The organism is Nordella sp. HKS 07, assembly GCF_011046735.1.
GTDB lineage: Bacteria > Pseudomonadota > Alphaproteobacteria > Rhizobiales > Aestuariivirgaceae > Taklimakanibacter.
This window is the reverse complement of record NZ_CP049258.1, coordinates 3,572,829-3,588,247: the sequence shown is the minus strand read 5'-3', so window position 1 is coordinate 3,588,247 and position 15,419 is coordinate 3,572,829. Positions and strand designations below refer to the sequence as shown.

At 62.8% G+C, this 15,419-nt stretch carries 14 protein-coding genes and 2 pseudogenes; 9 read left to right on the top strand and 7 right to left on the bottom strand.

Translation table 11 applies throughout. The features are described 5' to 3' along the window. Positions 1-2: 2 nt before the first annotated feature. The 3 genes from G5V57_RS16865 to G5V57_RS16855 are packed head-to-tail and all read right to left on the bottom strand — an operon-like array spanning position 3 to position 5,004. Positions 3-1,340: a radical SAM/SPASM domain-containing protein gene (locus tag G5V57_RS16865; protein ID WP_206530279.1), complete on the bottom strand. Its 1,338-nt coding sequence runs from the start codon at positions 1,338-1,340 to the stop codon at positions 3-5. After that, on the bottom strand, positions 1,337-3,556 hold the full coding sequence (locus G5V57_RS33965) for a hypothetical protein (protein ID WP_206530278.1): 2,220 nt from the start codon (positions 3,554-3,556) through the stop codon (positions 1,337-1,339). Before G5V57_RS33965 ends, G5V57_RS16865 begins: the two co-directional genes overlap by 4 nt. Before the next feature lie 8 nt (positions 3,557-3,564). Further along, positions 3,565-5,004: a ferritin-like domain-containing protein gene (locus tag G5V57_RS16855; RefSeq protein WP_165168753.1), complete on the bottom strand. Its 1,440-nt coding sequence runs from the start codon at positions 5,002-5,004 to the stop codon at positions 3,565-3,567. Between the two features lie 161 nt (positions 5,005-5,165). Here G5V57_RS16855 and G5V57_RS35270 point away from each other — a divergent pair. Continuing rightward, positions 5,166-5,444, top strand: a pseudogene (locus G5V57_RS35270) (cyclic nucleotide-binding domain-containing protein); the annotation flags it as partial. Between the two features lie 70 nt (positions 5,445-5,514). After that, positions 5,515-5,856: a Crp/Fnr family transcriptional regulator gene (locus tag G5V57_RS16845; protein WP_165168752.1), complete on the top strand. Its 342-nt coding sequence runs from the start codon at positions 5,515-5,517 to the stop codon at positions 5,854-5,856. A gap of 302 nt (positions 5,857-6,158) precedes the next feature. On the opposite strand, the gene G5V57_RS16840 is transcribed toward G5V57_RS16845, so the two are convergent. Together G5V57_RS16840 and G5V57_RS16835 are read right to left on the bottom strand one after the other, a co-directional pair. Further along, a complete protein-coding gene (locus G5V57_RS16840) occupies positions 6,159-6,971 on the bottom strand; it encodes a tRNA1(Val) (adenine(37)-N6)-methyltransferase (protein WP_165168751.1) in 813 nt (270 codons plus the stop codon). Between the two features lie 11 nt (positions 6,972-6,982). Further along, positions 6,983-7,198 (bottom strand): DUF2007 domain-containing protein, encoded by a 216-nt coding sequence (locus G5V57_RS16835; protein WP_165168750.1) that lies wholly within the window; start codon positions 7,196-7,198, stop codon positions 6,983-6,985. A gap of 99 nt (positions 7,199-7,297) precedes the next feature. Between G5V57_RS16835 and G5V57_RS16830 the strand changes: the two genes are divergently transcribed. From G5V57_RS16830 to G5V57_RS16800, 7 genes are all read left to right on the top strand, one after another. Next, positions 7,298-8,314 (top strand): polyprenyl synthetase family protein, encoded by a 1,017-nt coding sequence (locus G5V57_RS16830; protein ID WP_165168749.1) that lies wholly within the window; start codon positions 7,298-7,300, stop codon positions 8,312-8,314. Positions 8,315-8,643: 329 nt separating this feature from the next. Further along, entirely contained in the window at positions 8,644-9,504 is an 861-nt protein-coding gene (locus tag G5V57_RS16825; protein WP_165174157.1) for an ABC transporter permease, read from the top strand. After that, complete coding sequence (locus G5V57_RS16820) at positions 9,501-10,322, top strand: ABC transporter permease (RefSeq protein WP_165168748.1); 822 nt, start codon at positions 9,501-9,503, stop codon at positions 10,320-10,322. The genes G5V57_RS16825 and G5V57_RS16820 overlap by 4 nt, the downstream gene beginning before the upstream one ends. Positions 10,323-10,341: 19 nt before the next feature. Further along, positions 10,342-11,484: an extracellular solute-binding protein gene (locus tag G5V57_RS16815; RefSeq protein WP_165168747.1), complete on the top strand. Its 1,143-nt coding sequence runs from the start codon at positions 10,342-10,344 to the stop codon at positions 11,482-11,484. A gap of 81 nt (positions 11,485-11,565) precedes the next feature. Then, positions 11,566-12,654: an ABC transporter ATP-binding protein gene (locus G5V57_RS16810; protein WP_165168746.1), complete on the top strand. Its 1,089-nt coding sequence runs from the start codon at positions 11,566-11,568 to the stop codon at positions 12,652-12,654. Between the two features lie 13 nt (positions 12,655-12,667). Next, positions 12,668-13,786 (top strand): serine hydrolase, encoded by a 1,119-nt coding sequence (locus tag G5V57_RS16805; protein WP_165168745.1) that lies wholly within the window; start codon positions 12,668-12,670, stop codon positions 13,784-13,786. A gap of 106 nt (positions 13,787-13,892) precedes the next feature. Further along, the gene (locus G5V57_RS16800) at positions 13,893-14,495 is read left to right on the top strand and encodes a hypothetical protein (protein ID WP_165168744.1); all 603 of its coding nucleotides are present in this window, start codon (positions 13,893-13,895) and stop codon (positions 14,493-14,495) included. Positions 14,496-14,842: 347 nt separating this feature from the next. Here G5V57_RS16800 and G5V57_RS16795 read toward each other — a convergent pair. Together G5V57_RS16795 and G5V57_RS16790 are read right to left on the bottom strand one after the other, a co-directional pair. Further along, positions 14,843-15,115: pseudogene (locus tag G5V57_RS16795) on the bottom strand (type II toxin-antitoxin system RelE/ParE family toxin); the annotation flags it as partial. Continuing rightward, complete coding sequence (locus tag G5V57_RS16790) at positions 15,116-15,412, bottom strand: type II toxin-antitoxin system RelB/DinJ family antitoxin (RefSeq protein WP_165174156.1); 297 nt, start codon at positions 15,410-15,412, stop codon at positions 15,116-15,118. Between the last annotated feature and the right edge of the window lie 7 nt (positions 15,413-15,419).

Genomic DNA, 15,419 nt, shown 5'->3' with positions numbered 1-15,419 from the left:
GCTCACCCCGCCATCGGCTGTTGCGCGGCCTGGCCCAGACGCAAATAGGCCTCGAGGCAATAATGCAGCCAGCCTCTGATGTAGTCGCAGGCCGGACGGCCGCGCTTCGTCACTTCGTGATGGCAGCCGCCGCCGCAGAGATAGCGCGCCCAGCAGCCCTTGCACGGCTCCTGGCGATGGACATGCCGCTCGGCCAGCCACGCCGCTTGCCGGGCGGTGTCGATCCCGTGGGTGAGCGAGCCCATGGCGCCCTCCTCGTCATCGACGAAACGGTGACAGGCGGCGAAATTACCCGAAGCGGAAACGCCGAGATAGCCGGCGCCGGCGCCACAAGGGTAAGGCCGGTGCGTGCCGCGCCCGATCTCGCGCATGGCATTCAGCATATTGGCGAAGGGATAACGCTGGCCAGCCAGCGTGCGGCGCTCGAATTCACGCCCGCACTCGATCATCTGGGCGAGCATCAATTCAAGATCGCCGGCCTGCATCTCGCCTTGGCCCGACGGCGAGGCGAGCATCGGCGAGAAGCCGACGCTGTGAAAGCCATGGGCGATGAAGCCGTCGAGCGTCGTGCGCAGATCGAGATTGCGCGACGTGACGGTCACCCGCGCCGATACCTGCATGCGGCGCTGACGTGCGAGAAGCGGTGCGATCCGCGCCATGATGCGGTCGAAACTGCCCTGGCCATTGCGGAAGGGCCGCTGGGCGTCATGCGCGGCCCCGATGCCGTCGAGGCTGATCGTCACCGCGAAGCCGTGCTCCTCGAAGAAGTCCGCATCAGCTTCGGTGACGAGCGTGCCATTGGTGGTGATCGAAAAGGTGATCGGCACATCCTTCCGGCGCGCGCGATCGGCGGCGTGCAGCGTCGCCGCCTGAAGCACCGGCCGGTTGACCAGAGGCTCGCCGCCCAGAAAGGACAGATTGAGCTTGGCTCCCGGCGCCGCATTCCCGATCAATTGATCGACCGATTGCAGCGCGGTGGTGAGCGGCATGTTCTTCGGCGCCCCGCCGAAGCCGCCCTGCTCGGCATAACAATAGGTGCAGCCGAGATTGCATTTCTGCGCCACCGCCAGGGATAATGCGTGAATTGGCGGAGGCGGCAAGGGCACATCATCGATCAGGGGCGCGCTATCGAGCCCGGCCTGCGCCAGCAGGCGGGCGACCTTGCCGGAATCCAGCCCCGTCAGCGCCGTCTCGAATTCGGCGAAGAGATCCGCCTCGATATCGAACAGCCGGCTGCCATCGGCGACGAAGAGATGCCGGCCGGCATCGGTGGCCAGAAGATGCGCCGCGGGCAGTCGCGGGCGTGAGGCCTGCATGTAAAACCGAGCGGCCCCGCTCACGACCGCTCCTCGCCCGGCGCATCGCGGCCTTTCACCTGGAAGCGCAGCCATTTCTCCCAGTCGGTGAACAGCTCGTCATAGAAGACGAGGCGGGAATCGACATAATCATCGGCCACATATTGTCCGGTGCGCTTTTTCTGCAGCCAGTTGTCGCCGTGGCTCAAGCCCTTGGGGCCGGGCTCGACATTCACAAAATCGGGCCGCGCCGAGGCCCAATAGTAGCAGGAGCATTCGCGGTAGTCGTTCTGCCAGGGCGAGCACAGGCCTTGCGTGAGTTCGCCCGCCTCGGCCAGGGCCTCCGATATGACCGCGGTGCCGGGATCGAAGAAATACCGGACCTTGAAGCGGTAGGTCTTGAAGTTCGGCGGATCCTCCTGCCGCGGGACCTGCGCCTCCTCCGCGTTGAGGGAGATATCGCAGTCGACCGTCTCGCCCTGGAAGCCATTCAACAGCCGCGCCAGCGCATTCGACCATTCGAGCGGGGCGAGGCCATAAGGATTCTCAGCTGTGGTGAGGATGATGTAGCCGTCGGGATCCGAGGTCGCCGGCCCCCTGATGTAGTTCATCGGCTCGATTGGCTTCTGGCCGTCCGGCAAGGTGATGCGCAGCAGGCGATGGCCCTTCAACTCGGCGAATTCAGGATCGGCATTGACGATCAGATTGTCATATTCGCGCAGTTCCAGGCCCTCGAGCATGCGTCGCCATATGGCGCGGAAATCCACTTCGAGCCCGGGGCAGCAATTGGCGACCGACGTCACCGGCCGTGAGCTCACCGGATTGCCCGCCGCTTCATAATGGATCTGGGCGGTGAGATTGCGTGGCGTGAGCGCCAATACCTTGGGCGCCGCCGCGACGGTACCGAGCGTGCCCTCGGCCACTTTGCGGATGGTATCGATCTGGCGGTGCGTGAGGGCGAGATAGCTGTTGTCGGCGCCGCACATCAAGGCCGGCATCTTGCGCCGTCCGCGATCGGTGAAGTCGGAGACCTCGTCAGGATTGCGCAGCAGGCGCAGGAACCAGGGAGCGGCACCACCACGCAAGGCGGCGTAGACCTGCTGATGCAAGGTGAGTATGGCCAGCGTGTCGGCGCCTTCCGGCGTGATCACCGGGCGGATGGCGCGCTCGGTGTCGGCGGCCTCTTCCTCGGGCATGGAATCGAGCGACAGCGCCGACCGGCCCTTGTAGTCGTTGCCGTTCAGGACCGCGACATTGAGGAAGCGTACCGTCTCGAAGGCGCGGCGGACAATATCCTCGGCGCGCGCCTGCGTGATTTCCGGCGCCTCGTCATCGGCGACTGCCGGTCCATGGATGACTTGTTCCAGATCATCGGCAAGGCTGCGCACGAAAAGCGAATCCGGCACGACCGCGGGCGGCGAGGCGCAGATGCGCGCCGAGGCGGTGAGGACGTGGCCATCGGAAAGGTTAAGCTTCGCCTCGACGAAGCCGTCGCAGGCATCGTCGAAATAGCCGCGGCTGATGGCGATATTGTCGTTGAGCCATGACGGCGCCGGCGGCTCGATGGCGAAGAGCGAGGGCGGAACGGTTTCATCCTTGCCATCCGCTTCGAACTTGTACCACGTGCCGCGATCCTTGCCGTGGTCGTAGATGGCGCGCTCGGCCGGGATGATCGGATCGGGGGCGTCGGGCGCATGCGGTCCGTAGATGAGTCCCTTCGCCGGTGTGAAGCGCAGCCTGATCTGCGGATACTTCTCGTTGGGTTTGATGAAGCGCACGCTGCCGAAATCGACGAAGGCGTCCTTCGAAATGAAGTTCGTGCAATACCCTTTGAGCCTCTGCGGCGCGTGATCGCTGAACCAGCCGGTATGGGCCGAGACGAGGTCCGCCTTATCGCGGGTACGCCGGACGACCTTGCGGTTGGCCACCGCGACCCGCCAGGAGAGTTTGGCCCCCGCCAGCAAATCCTCGGTCACCGGCACCAGCTCGTTCTTCGCGTTCACCGCGAAGAGCTCGAGGAACGGCGCTACCGGGCGGATTTTCTTGTCCCGCTTGAACTGCATCCGCGCGGGAACATGAGTGCCGCTGATCTCGCCCGACGCTTCATCGACGATCAGTGTCTCGGCGGGCACGATAGTGCGGTAACCTAGCGGTCCTTCCGCATCGGTCGCGATCGTATAGTTGTCGAGGGGGTCTTCCGCGGAGCCCAGCCTGCCGATGGCGAAAGGCGGCAGGATACGAAGTTCCTTGATCTTTCCCATGTCCGGACTCACTTGCGCTTACTCCCTTGGCCTTCGAGCAATGCGTCGATGGTGGCGATGGCCCTGCGATCGAGATCGCTCAAGGCGATGAGATAATCGCGCCCCGTCCCGGTCGCCTTCTCCAGCAGCAGCTTCGTCACGTCGAGCGCCCCCTGGAGAAGTTCTTGATGCAGCCGCCAGGCATCGGCTTCGCCATCGGGCAGCGTCAGCGAATAAGGCATCTCGAAGGGTGGAGCGGCATAACCCGCCGTTCCGTCCTTGTGCAGATCGAGCCCGACGAGAACCCCTGAGATCGTCTTGATATTGTACATCTCGCCGAAGATCCGGTGCATGACCATGCCGCGCAGATTGGGCTCGCCCGCTTTCGACAAGCGCGCCAGGCGGAAGGAATGGGTGAGGCAGGTCAGGAGCAGACGGTAGCGATAGTTGAACAGCGTCGCCCAATGGCGCGCATAGTCGTTGTCGATATAGTTCGCACCCTTGCGTTCGAATTTCCGGGTCGTCGGATTGTCCGGAATATTGCGCGCCGGCACCCAGTCGTCGGGAAACTCCTGGAAGATCTTCAGGAAGCGCTCGAAATGCGAGAGCTCGTCGGTGCGCTTGGTCTCGAGGTGCACTGCCTCGCCCTGGCTGCCGATCGCCTTGAGCGCCGCCAGCGCCTCGGTGCGCGTCGCGGCGCGCATGATGATGACGTTCGCCTCGCGCTGACGGAGCGGGTCACCCACCGTCGAGCCGCTTGGATCGAGTGCGCGCGGCTCGGGCCCGTAGGAGCGCCCCCAGTCGTCCCAGGAGGCCTGGGTAGCATAGGTCTCGTCGTCGAAAGCGGAATCGGGAATCAGATGCTCGTTGCCGATGATATCGATGATGTCGTCATAGATGGCGGCAACGGTATGGACCGGGCCTTCCGCCCGTTCCTTGATCAGCCTGGCGATCTCGGCCTTGTCCGTCTCGAGGAAATCCTCGAAGCGTTTGGAGAGTTCCGGAGGTTCCTTCAGCGTCTTGGCGATATGCGGCGGCATCTCGGCATGCACATAACAGGCGAGCGACGAGCGGGTGAGCCTCTCGAGCCGGAAGGGATAGGGATAATAAGGCACCGTCCAGGGATAATCCTCGCGCCCGAAATGCACCGGGGCGCCGACGAGGCGCAGGATATTCTGTACGGTGAGGAGATGGCCCATCTCCTCCTTCGCCACTTTGAGCAGGCTCGTCTGCCAGCGCTTGATGAGAGCCTGGCGCTTCGGCGTCGCGGCATCGGGGCCGCCCAGCGAATAGGCGGCATAGAGATATTGAACCATGAGCCCATGCTCGATCTCGGCCGCCACATGGAGCAACATGACCAGATGATCGTGCCAGGTCAGGCCCGGATGTTTGGCGGCCCGCGACGTCAGCCCGTGTTTGGTGGCCGAAATCGCATCCAGGACGAGAAACTGCCGCCAGTCGTGGGCCATCCAAACCCCTTCCTGTTCTCATTGGCCACAATGGCGCGTTCCATTGTGCGCTCTCCCCCGCTGTCTTCCTAACATTTTCGTCAGGCGGCGTCGATTGCCGGCGCATCCGTTGACCAATTGCACCCGAGCTTCCATTATTTCAGCCGGCGGGAGACCTGTGAATGGCCAAACACTCAAAAGATGCATTGCGAGCGATCGCTTATTTCAAGTCTCTCGACGAGGCTGCTTTCGCCGAGCTGGCGCAGCAATGCGCCATCCGCGAATATGGCGCGCTGGAGCTGATCATCGGCCACAATGACGAAACCTTCGACGTCCTCTTCCTGCTGGAAGGTCTGGCGCGGGTCAGCATCTACTCGGCGGACGGGCAACGGGTGGCCTTCCGGGACGTCGCTGCCGGCACGATCTTCGGCGAGCTCTCGGCGATCGATGGTCACCCGCGCTCGGCCAGCGTCGAAGCCGTCGAGCCCTGTGTCGCCGCTGTGATGCGGCGACCGCAATTCCCTCGCCGCGATGGCCAATCACCCGGAATTCACCAGGGCGGTGGCGACGCATCTGACCCAGCAGGTGCGCGTCCTCACCAGGCGGGTGTTCGAATTCAGCACCATGGCGGTGCGGCAACGGCTTTGGGCCGAGTTGCTCCGGCTGGCGGAGGCCGCCGCCAAGGGCGAAGGTCAAGCGCTCCTCTCGCCGCCTCCCACCCATGCGGAGATCGCCAGCCGCATCAGCACGCATCGCGAAGCGGTGACGCGCGAATTCGCCTGGCTCGAAGCGCAGGGCTTCATCGTGAAGGAAGGCCGTGCCCTGAAAGTGCCAGACCTGCAGAAACTGCGCGGCCTGGTGGGGAGCGACTGAGCTCAGAGCGGGTGTCTCGCGAGGCGATGCAGGTCACCCCTCGCCCCTCAAAGAGGGGAGAGGGAGGGTGAGGGGCATCCTTGTTACCCTTCTACGCAGCAATCGCGATAGATCTGCCAATCATTGCGCTAAAAGACCGGGTGCCCCTCACCTTCCCATTGCTTCGCAATGGGCCCCCCTCTCCCCGCTCCCGCGGGGCGAGGGGGACAACCGCATCTCTTATGAGATGTGAGCATATGATAGCGATGCGAAAAAGTGTGCCCCCGTTTTTCGCAAGAATCCCGCGCTAACACAAACGTGATCTAACGCATCGGCCAGGCGGCGCCCTCGCGCAACACCGCCTCGGCGGCGGCTGTGAATTTCCCGTCATCGCCATGCAGCACCAGTCCGGGGAGAAGCTGGACGGGTGCGCGCGAGCCTTTGACGCCCTGGACGATGATGCGGGTCGCGGCGAGGCCGTGGCGCGGGAATAAGGGCGCCACGGTGATGTCGCCGAACCGGCCCTCGAACAGGCTGAGCAGCTTGGCCAGGGCCTCGGCCCGGTAGATCACGGTCGCGGTGCCGCGGGCCTCGAGCAGCCCATGCATGGCCTTGATCCAGAGTTCGAGATCCTCGGGTGAGAAATTATGGGCGCCGGCCTTCAGCGCCACCGGCGAGGCGGTCGATTTTCCGTCCTCGAAATAGGGCGGATTGGCGAAAGCATGGGCAAAGGAGCCGGCCGCCGGCATATGGGCCACGTCGCGGCGCAGCGCCTCTTTGATATCGGCGTGGATGACTTTGATGCCGGCACCGCACTCGTTGCGCCGGGCATTCTCCTCGGCCAGCATGGCATAGCGGGCGGCGACCTCGATGCCGGTGATCTGGAGATCCGGCACCCGATGAGCGAGGCACAAAGCGGCCACACCCGTTCCCATGCCGGCCTCAAGGACGTTGTCGCCCGGGGCGCAGGGCACGCTTGCCGCCAGGAAGACAGCGTCGATGCCGGCCCGGTACCCCTTTTCCGGCTGCAGGATGCGCAGCCGGCCATTGAGAAAGCCGTCCTCGGTCAAGCTCGGAGGGATGGCCGCCGCGACGGGGGCTTGGGAAGATGACGGGCCGGGCGAGGATTCCTGCATGATGGACCAATTTACCGCTGCGTGGTTATCGCAACGTTACCTAGTTCGCGTAGAGCTCTCCCGGCGTCCTCTTCGGCGACCATCAGGCGGCGCGGGAAGGCGCCGATGGAGCCCTCGACGGCGCTCATATGGGCGTCGAAGACGGTCGCCTCGATGCCGGCCTCGGCCAGAATATGGGTGGCATAGGACAGGAGCACCAGATCGTTGGTTCTGAGAACTTCTTTCATCGTCTCCTGCTGTCCTTAGCGTCAACCGGTCGCGCTTGCTCAAGGGCGTATCAGCCCCCTATTGTCGGCGCCAGTATCATAATTGAAAAGGTTCAATCTGTGGGTGTCGTCATTCCCTTCGAAGGCAGCGAGCAGAAGCAGCCAAGTCTCGACCCGCTGATCGCGCTGACCGCTCCCGACATGGTCAAGGTGAACGAGGCCATCCTGGCGCGCGCCGCCTCGCATGTCGAGGTGATCCCCGAGCTTGCCGGGCATCTGATCAATTCAGGCGGCAAGCGCATCCGGCCGATGCTCACCGTCGCCACCGCCCGCATGTGCGACGCCAAGGGCGATTCCCATGTGAAGCTCGCCACCTCGGTCGAGTTCATGCATACGGCGACCCTCCTCCATGACGATGTGGTCGATGAGAGCGATCTCAGGCGCGGCAAGAAGACGGCGCGGCTCATCTGGGGCAATCAGGCGAGCGTGCTGGTCGGCGACTATCTGCTCGGCCAGGCCTTCAAGATGATGGTCGAGACCGGATCGCTGGAGTCGCTGCGCATTCTCTCCAATGCCGCGGCCGTCATCGCCGAGGGCGAGGTGCTGCAGCTGTCCGCCTCGCATGACACCTCGACCACCGAAGACGCCTATATGCAGGTGATCGGGGCCAAGACGGCGGCGCTTTTCGCCGCCGCGGCCGAAGTGGGCGCGGTGATCGCGGGCCGGCCGAAGGGCGAGCAGGCGGCGCTCGAATCCTATGGCCGCAATCTCGGCATCGCCTTCCAGCTCGTCGACGACGCGCTCGACTATTCGGGCAAGCAGGCGCTGATGGGCAAGAGCGTCGGCGACGATTTCCGGGAAGGCAAGATCACGCTTCCCGTCGTGCTCTCCTATCGCCGCGGCTCGCATGAGGAGCGCAATTTCTGGAAGCGCACGCTCGAGGACGGCAACCAGACGGCGGACGATCTGGTCTATGCCCAGAAGCTGGTCGAGCGCCACAACGCCATCGCCGATACGGTCGAGCGCGCCCGCCATTATGGCGATATCGCCCGCGACGCTTTGGCGATTTTTCCCGACAGCGACTACAAATCGGCTTTGAGCGAAGCCGTCGATTTCTGCGTAGCGCGCGCCTACTGATCGGGTTAAGCTGTCTCCCAAACAAGCTTGAGAGCTCACGGTTCGCCCCCTTCCCCTTAAGGAGAATGTGGCGAACGAAGCGAGCCGGTTGAGGGAGAGACTGCCGCGTTTTTCGCGTATCCACTCCTCATCCTCGCGCTTCAAGCCGGCTCTCCCCGCAAGGGGAGGGTACACGGCATGTGAGACTCTCGTGCGCGCATCCAGGCGAAGTGGAAACACTTCGCCGAAAAGGATTCGCGCCAAATAAAAATGTTGGAGCAAATCCTGATCGCCAAAGTCTTCAACTTTGGCGGGATTTGCTCGCCGGGAGAGGATGACGATCTGATATGATGCAGCAGACGCGGTTTGCCTGGTACCTGCTTGCGCCCGCCATCATTCTGCTGGTCGTGCTTCTCGTCCTGCCCATCGCCATCATGGCGATCTACACCTTCTATGAATTCGTCACCGCCGGCGTCGAGAAAGCGAATTTCACGCTCGCCAACTGGCAGGAATTCTTCACCGACAGCTATTACCACATGTTCCTGTGGAAGACGGCGCGGGTCGCCGCCATCACCGCGCTCGCCTGCGCGGTCTTGGGCTATATCCCTGCCTATTTCATCTGGATGACGACGTTCCGGCACAAATGGCTGCTGCTGCTCCTGCTCATCGTGCCGTTCTGGATCTCCTTCACCATCCGCACTTTCTCCTGGATCCACATCCTCGGCGAACAGGGCGCCATCAATGTCACGCTGCAGGCGCTCGGCATCATCGATAGCCCGCTCCAGATGCTTTACACCGAGGGCGCGGTGATCATGGGCATGATCCACTTCCTGCTGCCCTATATGATCCTCAATGTGTATGTGAGCCTCGAAAGCATCGACCGCGACCTTCTCTCAGCGGCGCGGACGCTGGGCTGCACCAGCGCCCAGGCCTTCCGGGAAGTGACGCTGCCGCTGTCGCTGCCGGGACTGTGCGCCGGCCTGCTCCTCTGCTTCGTGCTGGCGGCCGGCAGTTATGTGACGCCGCAGATCCTCGGCGGCAACCGCGACGCGCTGTTCGGCAATCTGATCTTCGACACGATCATGGAGCAGCTCAACTGGCCGATGGGTGCCACGCTTTCCATCGTATTGTTCGTGCTGCTCGGCATCGTGTCGGCGATCTACAGCCGCTATATGGGTCTATCCACCATCTTCAAGGGGTTGAGCCGATGAGGCCGGGAGAACAGGCCGAGGATGCCAGCGGCGTATGGGGCTGGCGGGCCGTCAAGATTGTCACCGTCCTCGTTTATATCTTCATGTTCGCGCCGATCCTGGTGACGGTCATTCTCTCCTTCAACGCCTCGATGTTCGGCGGCTTCCCGATGACGGGCTTGAGCCTGCAATGGTACGGCAAGCTCTTCCACAACGAGTCCGTGCTGCGCGCGTTCAAGACCTCGATCTGGATAGCACTCCTCACCGCTGCGATCTGCACCGTCATCGGCGTGATGGCGGCGATCGCGATCACCCGATACGAGTTCCGCGGCAAGCAGTGGATGAACACATTGGTGATCCTGCCCGCCCTGGTGCCGGAAACCATTCTCGGCGTCGGCCTGCTGCTGCTCATGAAATGGGCAAACCAGCCGCGCACCTATCTGCTTCTGGTGCTCGGCCACATCATGCTGGCTTTGCCCTTCGTGGTGCTGGTCGTGCAGGCAAGGCTCATCGGCATCAAGCGCGTCTATGAGGAGGCCGCCCTCTCCCTCGGCGCCAACCGCTTCAACACGTTCCGTCAGGTGACGCTGCCGCTGCTCATGCCGGCCATCGTGGCGGCTGTGCTGCTCGTCTTCACCATTTCCTTCGACAACATCACGGCGAGCCTGTTCTGGCGCCCGCCGGGCGTCGAGACCATGCCGACGCAGATCCTGGCCATGCTCAAGATCTCGATCAGCCCCGAGATCAACGCGCTCGGCACCCTCATGATCCTCATTACGGTGGGCCTCCCCTTGCTGGGCGGCGCTATCGCGCGCATTCTATCCGGCAATCGACAATAACAAACTGGGAGAAACGACAATGAAGCTTTCGCAGACCAAAAGACTGGAGCGCCTGAAAGAGCGCTATCAGAATGGCGGCATGGACCGCCGCACCTTCTTAGGCCTGACCGCGGCCGCCGCGGCCTCGGCCGGGCTAATGACGCGCTGGAGCGGATCCGCACTCGCGGCGGTCACCGAAGTGCGCTTCGACGGCTGGGGCGGCACGGTGCAGGAAGCGATCGATAAATTCGCCTTCCAGCCCTATACGGCAAAGACCGGCCTGAAAGTCGTGCAAGGCACCTTCGGCGACGAGAACGAGATCATCACCAAAGTGAAGACCGCCAATCCGGGCGACTTCCAGATCATCCATTCCTCCGGCGTCGAATATTACAAGAAATATGTCGATGGCGGCTGGACGTCCGAGCTCAACGAGGCGAACATCCCCAATCTCGCCAATGTGATGACGGCGATGATCGAGCCGTTCCGCAAGATGACGCCGAAGCTGTCGGCGGTTCCTTACGACTACGGCACCACCGGCATCGCCTACAACACCAAGGTCATCTCGCCCGAGGAAGCCAAGGAAAAGGGCGCCAATCTCCTCATCGACAAGAAATACGCCGGCAAGATCGGCGGTTTCGGCGACAAGAACACCCGCGTCTGGTACGCCGCACTGCAGAGCGGCCAGAGCCCCAACGACATCAAGGACATCGAGGCCATGTGGGCCAAGGTGCGCGAAGCCCGCGACATGACGAAGAAATACTGGAGCTCGGGCGCCGAGCTCATGGACCTTTTGTCGAAGGAAGAGGTCGTCGTCACCGATGCCTGGTCGGGCCGCGTCGCCTCGCTCCAGGAACAGGGACATCCGATCGGCTATCTCGATCCGCCGGGCAGCTATGCCTGGATGGAGGACATGCTGGTCCTCAAGGGCTCGCCGATGGCGGAATGCGAGGAACTCCTCAACTTCATGCTCGACCCGGCGACCTCGATCGCGGTGGCGGAAGGGCAGAACTATCCGCCCGCTCTCGATCCGACCAAGGTGAAGCTCACCGACAAGATCGCCAAGATGCCGGCCTTCGACCCGACCGGTACGATGAAGGCGCTCACCTTCGCCGACCCGGTCTACTGGGCCGAGCACGAGACCGAATGGCAGAAGCAGTGGGACCGCATCTCGAAAGGTGCGTGAGCCTGATCCGCGTTCTACGGAGCATCCCGGCCCAGCGCCGGGATGCCCTACCTTCGATCACTCTCAATTGAAGTCTTGCGCATGACCGACATCGCCGTGGATCTGAAAGGCGTCACCTTGACCTATGGGTCTTTCGTGGCGGTGAAGGATGTCAACCTCAAGATCGACAAGGGCAGCTTCGTGACCCTGCTCGGGCCCTCGGGCTGCGGCAAGACGACGATCCTGCGCTCGATCGCCGGCCTCGTCACGCCGACCTCGGGCGAGATCGTCGTGGCCGGAAGGCGGATCAACGACGTGCCGATCTACAAGCGCAATATCGGCCTCGTCTTCCAGAACTACGCGCTTTTTCCGCACAAGAGCGTGGCGGACAATATCGCCTTCGGACTCAAATACCGCGACGTGCCGAAGGCGGACATCGCGCGCAAGGTGAAGCGCGCCCTCGACATGGTGCGCCTGCCGGGGGTGGAGAAAAAGCTCCCCTCGCAACTGTCGGGCGGCCAGCAGCAGCGAATAGCACTCGCGCGCGCCATCGTGATCGAGCCCGACGTGCTGCTCCTCGACGAGCCGCTCTCGGCGCTCGACGCAAACTTGCGCGAAGAAATGCGCACCGAGCTCAAGATCATCCAGCGCGAGGTCGGCATCACCACCATCTTCGTGACGCACGACCAGGAAGAGGCGCTGGCCATGTCGGACCGCATCGTGGTGATGAATCACGGGCTCATCGAGCAAAACGGCACGCCCGAGGAAGTCTATCGCACCCCGGCCACGAAATTTGTCGCGAGCTTCCTCGGCCAGTCCAACCTCCTCACCGGCACCATCGCGTCCGCCGCCAACGGCACGGCCCGGATCACCCTCGACAATGGCGCGAGCATCGAGGCGCAGGCGCCAGCGACCGCCAAAGCGGGTGACAAAGTGACGGTGATCGTGCGGGCGCAGCGCCTGGAAGTCGGCAAGAAGGCGGCCCAGGGCGTCAACAGGCTTAAAGGCAGGATCGCCGCAACGTCCTATCTCGGCGGCACCGCTGTCTATGCCATAGACGCGCAAGGACTCAATCTGCAATGCAATGCGGTCATCGACGCGCAGGTGTTCCGCGAGGGCGAGACGGTCGATGTTGCCTTCGCGCCGTCCGACTGCGTGCTGCTCGGCGAAGACGACCGGCGGCTTGAATAGGGACGAGCGCAACATGTTCGCAAGGCTCGATCGCGTCATCGACGAGGCCGTCTCCGCCGGCCGCATTGTCGGCGTCGTCTATCTGGTCGCCAGGGACGGCGAGATTGTCTTTGCGGCGGAGCGCGGCTTCGCCGATCGCGAAGACGGCAGGCCCGTGCGCCGCGACACGTTGTTCCGCCTCGCTTCGGTGACCAAGCCTTTCGTGGCCGCCGCGGCGCTCGCGATGATGGATCGCGGTCTGATCGGGCTCGACGACCCCGTCTCCCGCTACCTGCCCTATTTCACGCCCGAACTCGCCGACGGAAGCGCGCCGCGCATCACGCTGCGCCATCTCCTCACCCATACCGCGGGGCTGAGCTACGACTATGGCGCCGAACCCGATTTTTCGGACGGGCTGTCGGACACTGATTTCGATTTCGAGGAGAATTTCACCCGGCTGGCGAGGCGCAAGCTCAAATTCGCACCGGGCAGCGGATGGGAATATTCGGTGGCGATCGACGTGCTGGGCGCGGTGCTCGCCCGGGTCGAAGGCACGACACTCGACGAGGTCGTCAAGCGCCATGTGACCGCCCCGCTCGGCATCAGCGACACGAGCTTCCATGTCGCCGACCGCGCCCGTCTGGCGACGGCCTATGCCGACGCCGCACCGGTTGCCGGGCGCATGCCCGACCGGCTGGTGCTGGGCAGCGATGAGATGGGTTATTTCAACTTCGCCCCTGGCCGCGCCTTCAACCCAAAAGCCTTCCAATCGGGCGGCGCCGGCATGATCGGCACCGCCGATGGCGTGCTGCGCCTTCTGGAGACCTTGCGGACGGACGGCGCACCGATCCTGCGCCCGGAAACGCGCCATGCCGCGATCTCGAACCAGGTCGGCACGCTCGATCGTGGCGCCGGCAGTGATGGGCAGCGCTTCGGCTTTGTGAGCGCGATCATCGATGATCCGAAGCTCGCCAGCACACCGCAATCACCGGGCACGCTGTTGTGGGGCGGGGTCTATGGCAATGACTGGTTCGTCGATATCGAGCGCGGCCTCAGCGTCGTCAGCATGAGCAACACGGCGCTCGAAGGCTGCAACGGCCAGTTCACCAGGGATACGCGCGACGCGCTTTATGCCGATCTGGCGGGCGCGTAAGCCAGCCTTCCCCAATCCGTAATCCCGGCGAAAGTGGGGAACGCTCCCGAACGCATGGAATTTCTCGCCGTTGTGAGTTAAGCTCACCCCGACGGAGTGACCAGTCATGGAACGTCTGGCTACGATCTCCACAGTGTTGACTTGCCTGGTTTTTCTTTTGCTCAGTGAACCTGTGCTGGGCGGCGGGAAGCACCCGCTTCCGCAGAATGAAGCGAGTGACAATAGCCAGCCTTGCTCCTACGACGCCAGGCATTCGAAGGCGATTACCCAAAACCAGAGCAGCTTTCGCGGGATCGGTTTCGCACGGATACCGGACGAAGTGAAGCTCGTTGTGGCAGAGCTTGGCTTTTACCCCGAAGCTTCATTTTATGTTGGCAGCAACACCCTTGTATCGACGGTACATATCTGGAGCAAAGTGGACGAAGTCGGGCTCGTCAGCTTCGATCGGAGCGGTCGGATGCTCCGACTATCTCTTAAAGATTCGTTCTTTTGCACGAGGCCAATGTTCGTCCGCCGTTTCGTGGATGAGTTGTTTAAACACTACGGGGTCGATCCGATCGAGGAGCGCGATGACGTCTGCTTTCAGGATGTGACATGCTTCAAGGGCGTTTCAATATTCGGCGAGCAATTCCTGATATTGCGCATAGGGACCACAGCCGAGCTTTATGTCAGGCCAGCGTCAGTCGGAGGCCGGGAAGATCAAAAGTGATGACCAAGGGGCTGACATTCCGATCTACCAATTGCCAGACGCATATGTTGAAGCGCGGGAGACTTCCGATCATTTTTCTCCCTGCTGCGCTTCGCTTGCGGGGCAAGGGTAATAGGCAGACCTGTCACCGGATGTGCAAATCCGATAGCGGCGAAAGCCGGGATCCATTGAATAAGTCCACGCGGGCGGCGCCGACCGCGCGAAGGAACACTGCGGTGGCGTCGACAATTTGAGGAAGGCTTTAAAGGGCCGCCGCCGACCGGCAGGCTCTGGAGAGGTCGGTCGATAGCTGCCCTTTATGCACGCGCCATGTCGTCGGCCACTCCAACGACAGAGGCAATCTGCCCTTACTCCTGCGCTGGCGGCCATTGCTGCGCGGCGTGCAGCACGCGCAGGATTGTCACCGCGCGGGTACTCTCGGTATAGATCACCAGATAGTTTGGTCGAACGACCATTTCCCGCGTCCCGGCAATGCGGCCGGAACGGTAGAGCTTCGGATGTTCCGGCAGCTTGGACGCGCTGGCCTCGATCTCGTCTTTCGGCCGTTGCGCGGCGTCGGGATTTTCGTCCGAAATGTAATCGACAATAGCCAACAAATCGGCGCGACCCGCCTCCCGCCATCAAGAACGGGCACGGCGCTTCCTGTCGATCAACGCTTGCGCCTCGTCCATGACCTGCCGATGCGGCACCGACGGCCGCGTATCGTCCAGAGCCTCCTGCACCTTGGCCCGGAACCAAGCGTCATACGCTTCCGGGTCCGTAGTCAAGCCGGCCGGTAAACCGCCCTCCTTGGCGATCCGGGTGAGCAGAATACGCACGGCATCTGAGACAGTGAGTCCGACATCGGCGAGCTTTTCCGCCGCAGCGGCCTTCAGTTTGTCGTCCACGCGTACATGGAGCATCGAGGTTTGAGCCATCGGAAAT

What these genes read in the sequence shown, in the direction of transcription:
- G5V57_RS16815 (WP_165168747.1), top strand. Translation starts at nt 10,342, where the DNA reads ATGAAGCTTTCGCAGACCAAAAGACTGGAGCGCCTGAAAGAGCGCTAT.
- G5V57_RS16805 (WP_165168745.1), top strand. Translation starts at nt 12,668, where the DNA reads ATGTTCGCAAGGCTCGATCGCGTCATCGACGAGGCCGTCTCCGCCGGC.
- G5V57_RS16840 (WP_165168751.1), bottom strand. Translation starts at nt 6,971, where the DNA reads ATGCAGGAATCCTCGCCCGGCCCGTCATCTTCCCAAGCCCCCGTCGCG.
- G5V57_RS16800 (WP_165168744.1), top strand. Translation starts at nt 13,893, where the DNA reads ATGGAACGTCTGGCTACGATCTCCACAGTGTTGACTTGCCTGGTTTTT.
- G5V57_RS16825 (WP_165174157.1), top strand. Translation starts at nt 8,644, where the DNA reads ATGCAGCAGACGCGGTTTGCCTGGTACCTGCTTGCGCCCGCCATCATT.
- G5V57_RS33965 (WP_206530278.1), bottom strand. Translation starts at nt 3,556, where the DNA reads ATGGGAAAGATCAAGGAACTTCGTATCCTGCCGCCTTTCGCCATCGGC.
- G5V57_RS16855 (WP_165168753.1), bottom strand. Translation starts at nt 5,004, where the DNA reads ATGGCCCACGACTGGCGGCAGTTTCTCGTCCTGGATGCGATTTCGGCC.
- G5V57_RS16845 (WP_165168752.1), top strand. Translation starts at nt 5,515, where the DNA reads ATGGCCAATCACCCGGAATTCACCAGGGCGGTGGCGACGCATCTGACC.
- G5V57_RS16810 (WP_165168746.1), top strand. Translation starts at nt 11,566, where the DNA reads ATGACCGACATCGCCGTGGATCTGAAAGGCGTCACCTTGACCTATGGG.
- G5V57_RS16835 (WP_165168750.1), bottom strand. Translation starts at nt 7,198, where the DNA reads ATGAAAGAAGTTCTCAGAACCAACGATCTGGTGCTCCTGTCCTATGCC.
- G5V57_RS16820 (WP_165168748.1), top strand. Translation starts at nt 9,501, where the DNA reads ATGAGGCCGGGAGAACAGGCCGAGGATGCCAGCGGCGTATGGGGCTGG.
- G5V57_RS16790 (WP_165174156.1), bottom strand. Translation starts at nt 15,412, where the DNA reads ATGGCTCAAACCTCGATGCTCCATGTACGCGTGGACGACAAACTGAAG.